We start from the raw sequence: 8,158 nt of genomic DNA on the forward strand, positions 1-8,158 counted from the left end.
AGGGACGTTTTGAAGTCGTGATTCAAATATTCGTCGGGATTGGATTCCGGGGCGTAGGGCGGCAAGTAGAAGAGTTCTATCTTGTCCAGGCGAGGCTCGATCCATTGCTGGACGAGTTTGGCGCAGGTTATCGACGATCAGGAAGATCTTGGCCGGCGCCTCTTGGAGCAGACGTTCAAGGAACTCGATGAAACGCTCGGTGTTGATGGTCCCTTCGACGATTTGAAAGCTGATTTCGCCGCGATTGGTGATCGCCGAAATCATCGACAGTTTGTCCCAGCGTGCTGGCATGTCCAGCACCGGCGTGCGACCAGCCGGGGCAAAGCCACGAACCCAGTGCGCATCTTCCTTGACCGCCGTCTCGTCGGCCCAGTAGAGCACACCGCCCTCGGCCTTGGCGCGCGCAGCGATCGCCGGATACTTCTCGCGCAACCAGGTTTGAATCAATGCGGGGCGCTGTTCCATCGCTCGCTTGACCGGTCGCTGGGCGGTGTAGCCCCAACGCTTGAGGTACTTCCCGATCAGGCGATCCGAAACCTCAATACCAAACTGGGCAGCCACCAGAGCCTGAATGGCGCGCCGCGTCCACAACGCAAACGGCAAACTCATCTGCGCGGGCACCGCCCCCACAATGCGTTGTCGAATCCAGACTTCCTGCACCATCGACAGTTTGCGACAGGCGCCGGGCGGACGTCCCCGCAGCCTTTCTGTCAGGGAACCCTCGCCGGCGGTCTGGGCCTTTCGCAACCACGCCTGAACGGTCCGGACATGAACACCCGCCACCTTGGCCAGCTCAACACCGCTCAGGCCCGATTGCTTCCGCAGTCGAAGCGCCATCTTTCGCAGCGTATCTCGCCCCTCATAACCCAGCTTACGCGCATCAACCTTTTCCATGCGGAAATCATACAACAAACAGCTTATTTAAGGGCCGGGTTAATAACGCCGGAGATGCGATAAAAACACTGAAAGATGCCGTAAAGAAACTGCTTCCTTGCCTGATGGCCCTGTTGCTATCCGCATGCGCCATACCGATGTTGGGGCCTTTTCCCTGAGCGTGTTCGGGCACAGACCCAAGGGCGACTACGCTGACGGTCCGACCGCCGGTTTCTGTCACCTGCGCCGGGCGCTAACCGTAGCTGCCATCGTCGGCGACGTCGCCCTGCTCTGGGCGATCGCTGCCGCCGCTCTCCCAACTCTCTTTCGAGGACCTCTGGATGACCCGCCTGCGTATTCCCACCGCCCTGTACCTCCTCGCCATCATCGCCCCGTTCCTGATTGGCTGCGCCCACCGCTTCAACGACCGCCAGGACGCCGCCCGCGCCGCCGCCGCACAGGCCCGCGTCGAAAAGCAGGCCGCCGACACCGAAGTCGCCCGCCAGACCGCTGCCCAAGCCAAGCACCGCTTCGCCGCCCAGGTTGTCGGCTTGCAGTGGCTCAATCCGCTGCAGCGGCGCGATTACCCGACGGAATGGCAGACCCTATGGACCCTCGGGCTTGCCAAGCCCAACGCCGACGACGACGTCTTGCCGAAGAAACCGCAGAAGTATTCCACCGTCCAACCCATCGGGCCGATCGCTAGCAACATGTTCGGCAAGTCGTTCCAACAGTTTTCGACGGACTACCTCGACGAGCTTCTCAGCAAGTTCTCTTCCCCCTATCTCACCAACAAGCACTATTTCTATTCGGTGGCCAAGGATCGTTCGCCGTGGCGCGAGGTGGCCGGCCAGCGTATCGAACTGGTCCTGCCGCCGTCGCAGTCGGCCGCCGACAGCGCGGCGTTCGTGCGCAACGAGATGACCTCCTACTTCGGCCTGTACAGCCCCAAGCTCTCCACCACCCAGGCGCCGCCCTCCGTGCGCGTGCATGCCGGCGGCCCGGAGGCGGGACTCTCGGCACTGTCCGCCGCGCTTGATTACCTCGAAGAGAACCCCGAACGCACGGTGTGGGTGATGGCCTTCGATGCGCCGTCCTTTCCGAAGGATGCGCAGCTGAACGAGACCGGCGTGCTGCTGGTGCTGGCGCATCCAGACTATCCGACCGGGCGCGAGCCGCTGGCTTTCGTGCAGCGCGAGAGCCGGGTGCCGGTCGCGCCAGGGAGCGGCAAGCCGGCGCCGCGGCACGCGGCAACTTGCCGGCCGCAAAGATCGGCTACGTGATCCACGACGCGGGCCAAGGCTCGGAGACCGCTTCCGAGCGCATCGCAGCACTGGCGCAGGCGATGACGACGAGCCTGCCGGACCTCGATTTCCTGAAGCAGGGCTTCAATACCGGGACCGTCCTCGGCGAGTTGAACGCCGGATCGGTGCCCACGAGCCTGGTGCTCGGCATCGCCTACGCCCATCACCGGAACACCCCGGTGCTGGTCGCCGCTACGCGTGAAACAGATTCCCGTCCCACTTCCGCGCCTGCTGACACCCGAGTCCCCGCCGCCTCGGCACTCCTGATCCGCCCGCCGGCCAAGCCGACGCCGTTCGACCCGAAGAAGAACTGGTTCCGCGCCCGCGGCGAAGCCACCGCGCATCTGCCCTGGTGGAGCCGCCGACACGATGCCGCCCCGGATCGCATGCAGGGGTGGTCGGATTGATCAGTGTTGCGATGCGTCGATCTGGCAGTCATTACAACAGACGCCGGAATGGCGAACTCGTGACTTGCTCGCAAGTTTCTCCAACACTGTTCAACCCGGAGAACGATCAAAGGCAGGATCAAAGGGGTCAGAGTCATTTTCCGTTTAAGCCGCCACCCCATAGCCAAGTCATCGAAAACCCGGGGCCTGTCCCTGTGGTTCTGAAGTTTGACACCAGCCACTCCGACGGCAGCGCCGACCTCGATGAGCGCTGCAGCCGGCTTCCACGTCTATATCACCTTGCGTGTTCCCCCCGAGAGGCTCCTTGCCAAGGCTTCCATCGCCGTGCAGGTCTACTCGATGCAAAGCCTCGTTAACGGCAGCCACAGCCTCCTGAACGGCATCCGGCGCGGATTCAAGGCCAGGGAGATGCTGGAAAGAGTGCCGCCCAAGGATCGACACAACGCAGTCGTCGGCGCACTCAAAGCGTCCAACGAATTGCCTGTCTCCGCACTCGACCCGAACAATGATCGCTGGAAAAAGTTCGTCACACTGCTTCCCTTCCCAAAAGGGCAGAAGGCAACATTGGCAAGGAGGAATTCATGACGCTGAGGGACGGCATCGTGAATACTTTGCGCCAGCCTCCAGTCCCGGCGAGCGACGCAGCCGCGTCTGCCGCGTCTGCCGCTATGCCTCCGGCGAGAAACGCCGCTTCTTCTCCCAAGGCATGACCCATCCCACCGTCATCGTGCGCGACCCCGAGCGTAATCTGTGGCAGAAACCAAAAGGCGAACCGCCCAACGTCCTCGCCGAGACAATCTGGATACTGGTCAGCTACGAGCAACCTGCCAACATTGGCGGCAAAACATGATGAGCCAGAACGCACTTTCAGCGAGGTCACACCGTCCCCGCCACCCGCCCGAGCTGCGCTGTATCTTTCGCCTGAAGCATGGTCAGCACTGGCCGGAGTGACGGGTTGGAATCAGTCGCAGTCACTTGCCGCGCGAGTTCCAGAAGCGGCTTTCCGACAAGGCTCACGGCGGTCCGGACCCTGCCCTCGCCGCCGCACAGGCCTGGCGCGACGAAATCGAGGCACGCAAAGCCTTTGAAAAGCTGTTAGAGAGGAGTTGAGTCGCCAGACGGAGGACAACCGGGAATCCGCGTCCGCGTATAATGCCGCTCGGTCTTCCCCGTTATTCGCCTTGCACCCGCCCGACGGGCCGATTGCAGGGGTTCTTTTCCCGATAACCGACATGCACGCTCAAGGCAGCCGTTTCCCGTCCCTGAACGGACGACCGCGTTTCGTCCACTGGGGCATCCTGCTCGCCCTGACAATCTTTTTCGCCGCACTCTTCGATGCCGTCAGGCTGCCCGCGGCGCTCCTCCTTGGCGCCATGCTCGGAGCGATCCTGATCGCCATCTCCGACGGCACGCCCCGGATTCCGCGCCGGGCTTTCGTCGTCGCGCAGGGCGTGATCGGTTGCCTGGTCGCCCGCAGCATCACCCCGGACATTCTCGTTTCACTACGTCACGACTGGCTGCTTTTCCTTTCCGTGACCGTCACGGTCATCCTCGTGTGTGCCGGAATGGGCTGGGTCCTCGCACGGAAGCAACTCCTGCCGGGAACGACAGCCATCTGGGCCTGCTCCCCTGGCGGCGCATCGGTCATGACGCTGATGTCCGACGCCTACGGCGGAGACATGCGCCTCGTCGCGGTCATGCAATACCTGCGCGTCATCATCGTCACCGTGCTGGCAACCGTCGTCGCGCACTTCTGGATGGGCGGCACCCAGAGCTGCCAGAGCATCTTTGCCAACTGGCTCGCACCGGTTGCTTGGTCCGACCTCGGCGGCACCCTGCTGCTCGCCAGTGCCGGCTCACTGATCGCGCAGCGCCTCAAGGTTCCCGGCGGCGCACTGCTCGGGCCGATGCTCATCGGCGCCACCTTGCAGGCCAACGGCATCATGCGCATCGCCCTGCCGCCGTGGATTCTCGCACCGACCTATGTCGCGCTGGGCTGGACCATCGGCTTGCGCTTCTCCCGGCAGACACTGGGCCAGGCCGCGCGCGCCCTGCCGTCGATGATCGTCTCGATCGTCTGCCTGGTCCTCGCCTGCGCCGGCATCGCCGCAATCGTCGCCCATCTGACCCATCTCGACCCGCTCACCGCCTACCTGGCGACCAGCCCCGGCGGACTCGACTCGGTCGCCGTCATCGCGGCCTCATCCAATGTCAATGTTCCGTTCGTGATGGCCTTGCAGACAGCGCGTTTTCTCATGGTGGTACTCACCGGTCCGGCGTTGGCAAAATACATGGCCCGCCGCCTGCAGGAAAACACGAAAGCGTGAAGCCCCCCGGCACTCGCCGGGGGCGTCAGCAAGCCTCAAAACGCACCCATCTCCTTGAGAATGAAGGCGCTCATGTGGCTCGCCACCGTAACAACCTTGTGCGAGAAGAGCGGCCAGTCGGCGCAGTCGCTGACGAAGTCGCCGACGATGTGCGCCCGCCCCGCCCGCCGCCAGTGGATGCCATCGAGCGAGCCGCCGGCGACTCCGGACGCGGAAACGACGAGTTGATCGCGGGCCAGGCCTTCCATCAGCATCTTCTTCGACGCCGCCTTGTCGAACGCTTCGACGACAAGATCGCAATCGCCGAACAATGCACGGCAGTTGATCTCGTCCACGCGCGCGACGATCGCCTCGACATCGATTTCCGGCCGGATGCGCTGCAGGTTCTCACGCAACGCCTCGACCTTGGTGCGGCCGATCTGGTCGCGAAAGAAGAACTGCCGGTTGAGGTTCGACGCCTCGACGCAGTCAAAATCGACGATACGCAACACCTTGACGCCACTGCGCACGAGATTCAGGGCAACGTTGGAACCGATGCCGCCCGCGCCCGCTATACCAATCTTCATCCTCTTCAAAGTGCCGCCTCCCAGTCCTTGAACACGGGTTGATAACGCCGGGCGACGATGGCCGCGGCGACCTCATCGACGCTGCGGTCGTCGGTGATCTCGAACTGCAAGGCCTGCTCCGTCTGCTGCTTGATCGGAGCGGCGTAGCCGCCGACGCCGGTGCTCGACCCGGCCGAGTAGCGTGTAGCGCCGAGCGTGAGCAGCCGGTCGCGGAACGCCGCCCGCTCGCGCGTTGACAAGGTAATCCCGGCGCGCGGAAGAAAGATGCGCAACGCCGTCATCAACTGCACGAACAGGCGGTCACCGACGAGTTGCCCCGCCGAAAAGCCGCCCTCCGCCTCGTTGATGCGCGGCAGTGATACCGCCACTTCTGTCTGCAGGTAGTTGGTTTCTAGAAAGCGTGCGTGCAGGCCGGTGAAAAACATCTCGCGGCGCGGTTCGGCCAGCCCGAGCAAGGGACCGAGGTTGACCGTGCGCAGGCCAGCCTCGGCGGCGCGCGCCGGCGCATCCAGCCGCCAGGCGAAATCACGCTTCTTGCCGCCGAGATGTACGGCCTTGTAGACCACCGGATCGTAGGTTTCCTGGAAGACCGTCATCCCGTCCACGCCGGTCGCCTTGAGTTGCGCGTATTCCTCTGTGTGCAGCGGGTAGATCTCGATCGACACCGAGGCGAAGTACTTCTTGAGCAACGCCACGGCCTCGCACAGATACTCGGGCGGCGTTGTGCGCCGGTCCTCGCCGGTGAGGATCAACACGTGCTGCATGCCGGTGCGCGCAATCGCCTCTGCCTCGCGTTCGATCTCGGCGAGAGAGAGGACACGGCGCGGGATTTCGTTGGTGACGTTGAAGCCGCAGTAGGCGCAGCGGTTCTTGCAGTGATTCGACAGATAGAGCGGAATGAACATCTGGATCGTGCGTCCGAAGTGCTGCACGGTCAACTGCTGCGCCCGCTGCGCGATGGCCTCGAGGTGGTCGCCAGCGAGAGGGCTGAGCAATGTCATGAAGTCCGTCGTGCCGAGCGATTCCTTGTTCAGGCTCCGCACCACATCGGCGTTGGTCACGCTCGCGAAAAAGCCGTCGAAGTCGAATTCCCGATAGTCGGAGAGCCATTCCTGAAACGACATGTGGCCTCCTAATCGTCAAGAAAACCGGTAAGCGGTGAAGACGCTCGCGCGTTCGCCGACTCGCCCGCCAGATCCGCCAGGAAGGCCATCCGTCCGGCTTCGACGGCAAGCGCAAACGCCCGCCCGGTCGCTGCCGGATCGGCTGCCGTGGCGATGGCCGTATTGACCAGCACCGCCGCCGCGCCCATCTCCATCGCCGCGGCCGCGTGTGACGGGCGGCCGATGCCGGCATCGACGATGATCGGCAGACGGCAATGCGCGATCAGCAACTCGATGAGCATCTTCGTCTCCAGCCCGCGATTGGTGCCGATCGGCGCGCCGAGCGGCATCACGGCCGCCGCGCCGGCATCCTCCAGCCGCTTGGCGAGCGGAAGGTCGGGCAGGACGTACGGCAGCACGACGAAGCCCTCGCGCGCGAGGATTTCAGTCGCCTTCAGCGTCTCCCAGTTGTCCGGCATCAGCGTCTGCATGTCGGTGATCACTTCGATCTTGATGAAGTCGCCGCAGCCGGCCGCCCGCGCGATGCGAGCAATGCGCACCGCCTGGTCGGCGTCGCGCGCGCCAGACGTGTTCGGCAAGAGCGTCACGTTCTTGGGAATGAAGTCGAGGATGTTCTCGGCGCGGCCAGACTGATCGACACGGCGCAGCGCCACGGTGATCATCTGCGAGCCGCTCGCCGCCAGCATGGCCGGAATCTGGTCGTTGCTGGCGAATTTGCCGGTACCGGTGAACAGGCGGTTGGTGAAACGCACCCCGCCCAAGATCAATGCGTCATCGCTCATCGCTCAACCTCCCCCGACGAAGGACAGGAGTTCGAGCCGGTCGCCGGCAACGAGCGAGGTAGTCGCCCATTCACCCTGCGGCACGATGCGCCGGTTGAGCTCAACGACCAGCGAAGCGGCCGGCAAGCCTTTCGCCTGCACGAAGTCGGCAAGCAACGTTGCGGACGACGCGAACTGGGTGTTTTCCGGCGCGCCATTGACGATCAGTTCCATAGACATCTCCCAAAAGACCAATGAAAAAGCCGCTTGTCCCTGGGGAAGGGCAAGCGGCTTTTCGGGAGCCTGGAACCGGAAACATGACTTGAGAAACCGGATCGTCTTGACTTGTCCACTTCCCTTCGCCGGCATTACCCGGATCAGGTTCATAGGGTTGGACAGAGTCCTCTCAGCAACTACGCACCCCTAGCGACAGAGGGGTTATAGACGGGAAAGCCTTTGGGTGTCAAGCAACTACAGGAGTCGTCATTCCGGCGAAGGCCAATGGGATGGACTCCTCCCTTCCACCGGCATCGATGTGCCAGACTGGAGTTGTCACCAACCAGTCAAACGAAGGAAGGAGTCCAAGATGAACCTTACGCGCGTTGGAGTGGATTTGGCAAAGCAAGTATTTCAGGTGCATGGCGTGGATCGGCACGAAGCGGTGCAGGTCAAGCGAACGCTCTCGCGCCGGCAAGTGCGCAGCTATTTTGCCGGGCAAGCGCCCTGCCTGATTGGCATGGAAGCGTGCGCCAGCGCCCATTACTGGGCGCGCGAACTGAGCCAGTTGGGACACACG

Annotated in this window: 9 protein-coding genes, 2 pseudogenes and 1 riboswitch; of the genes and pseudogenes, 6 read left to right on the forward strand and 5 right to left on the reverse strand. The window is 63.2% G+C overall.

Translation table 11 applies throughout. The features are described 5' to 3' along the window. Positions 1 to 894: pseudogene (locus BO74_RS19960) on the reverse strand (IS630 family transposase); the annotation flags it as partial. A gap of 320 nt (positions 895 to 1,214) precedes the next feature. On the opposite strand from BO74_RS19960, the gene BO74_RS19965 reads away from it, so the two are divergent. The 5 genes from BO74_RS19965 to BO74_RS19985 all read left to right on the forward strand — a co-directional run bounded on the left by BO74_RS19965 (position 1,215) and on the right by BO74_RS19985 (position 4,911). Beyond that, a complete protein-coding gene (locus BO74_RS19965) occupies positions 1,215 to 2,156 on the forward strand; it encodes a hypothetical protein (protein WP_496444968.1) in 942 nt (313 codons plus the stop codon). Beyond that, a complete protein-coding gene (locus BO74_RS19970) occupies positions 2,129 to 2,584 on the forward strand; it encodes a hypothetical protein (protein ID WP_496444970.1) in 456 nt (151 codons plus the stop codon). The genes BO74_RS19965 and BO74_RS19970 overlap by 28 nt, the downstream gene beginning before the upstream one ends. A 243-nt stretch (positions 2,585 to 2,827) precedes the next feature. Continuing rightward, the gene (locus BO74_RS19975; protein WP_496444972.1) at positions 2,828 to 3,169 is read left to right on the forward strand and encodes a hypothetical protein; all 342 of its coding nucleotides are present in this window, start codon (positions 2,828 to 2,830) and stop codon (positions 3,167 to 3,169) included. 121 nt (positions 3,170 to 3,290) lie between these two features. Further along, entirely contained in the window at positions 3,291 to 3,434 is a 144-nt protein-coding gene (locus BO74_RS19980; protein ID WP_496444974.1) for a hypothetical protein, read from the forward strand. A gap of 382 nt (positions 3,435 to 3,816) precedes the next feature. Next, a complete protein-coding gene (locus BO74_RS19985) occupies positions 3,817 to 4,911 on the forward strand; it encodes an AbrB family transcriptional regulator (RefSeq protein WP_496444976.1) in 1,095 nt (364 codons plus the stop codon). 35 nt (positions 4,912 to 4,946) lie between these two features. Here BO74_RS19985 and thiF read toward each other — a convergent pair whose 3' ends face one another. The 4 genes from thiF to thiS are packed head-to-tail and all read right to left on the reverse strand — an operon-like array spanning position 4,947 to position 7,596. Beyond that, entirely contained in the window at positions 4,947 to 5,477 is a 531-nt protein-coding gene (thiF, locus tag BO74_RS19990) for a sulfur carrier protein ThiS adenylyltransferase ThiF (protein WP_496444978.1), read from the reverse strand. A 5-nt stretch (positions 5,478 to 5,482) separates the two neighbouring features. Continuing rightward, entirely contained in the window at positions 5,483 to 6,601 is a 1,119-nt protein-coding gene (thiH, locus tag BO74_RS19995) for a 2-iminoacetate synthase ThiH (RefSeq protein WP_496444980.1), read from the reverse strand. An 8-nt stretch (positions 6,602 to 6,609) separates the two neighbouring features. Then, a complete protein-coding gene (locus BO74_RS20000; RefSeq protein WP_496444982.1) occupies positions 6,610 to 7,383 on the reverse strand; it encodes a thiazole synthase in 774 nt (257 codons plus the stop codon). 3 nt (positions 7,384 to 7,386) lie between these two features. Continuing rightward, on the reverse strand, positions 7,387 to 7,596 hold the full coding sequence (gene thiS / locus BO74_RS20005; RefSeq protein WP_496444984.1) for a sulfur carrier protein ThiS: 210 nt from the start codon (positions 7,594 to 7,596) through the stop codon (positions 7,387 to 7,389). A gap of 103 nt (positions 7,597 to 7,699) precedes the next feature. Further along, a riboswitch (TPP riboswitch) is annotated at positions 7,700 to 7,797 on the reverse strand. A gap of 151 nt (positions 7,798 to 7,948) precedes the next feature. Between thiS and BO74_RS20010 the strand changes: the two are divergent. Then, positions 7,949 to 8,158 (forward strand): annotated as a pseudogene (locus tag BO74_RS20010) (IS110 family transposase); the annotation flags it as partial.

The sequence above is a fragment of the Propionivibrio pelophilus DSM 12018 genome, assembly GCF_059569095.1.

What these genes read in the sequence shown, in the direction of transcription:
- BO74_RS19965 (WP_496444968.1), top strand. Translation starts at nt 1,215, where the DNA reads ATGACCCGCCTGCGTATTCCCACCGCCCTGTACCTCCTCGCCATCATC.
- BO74_RS19975 (WP_496444972.1), top strand. Translation starts at nt 2,828, where the DNA reads ATGAGCGCTGCAGCCGGCTTCCACGTCTATATCACCTTGCGTGTTCCC.
- BO74_RS19980 (WP_496444974.1), top strand. Translation starts at nt 3,291, where the DNA reads ATGACCCATCCCACCGTCATCGTGCGCGACCCCGAGCGTAATCTGTGG.
- BO74_RS19985 (WP_496444976.1), top strand. Translation starts at nt 3,817, where the DNA reads ATGCACGCTCAAGGCAGCCGTTTCCCGTCCCTGAACGGACGACCGCGT.
- thiF (WP_496444978.1), bottom strand. Translation starts at nt 5,477, where the DNA reads ATGAAGATTGGTATAGCGGGCGCGGGCGGCATCGGTTCCAACGTTGCC.
- thiH (WP_496444980.1), bottom strand. Translation starts at nt 6,601, where the DNA reads ATGTCGTTTCAGGAATGGCTCTCCGACTATCGGGAATTCGACTTCGAC.
- BO74_RS20000 (WP_496444982.1), bottom strand. Translation starts at nt 7,383, where the DNA reads ATGAGCGATGACGCATTGATCTTGGGCGGGGTGCGTTTCACCAACCGC.
- thiS (WP_496444984.1), bottom strand. Translation starts at nt 7,596, where the DNA reads ATGGAACTGATCGTCAATGGCGCGCCGGAAAACACCCAGTTCGCGTCG.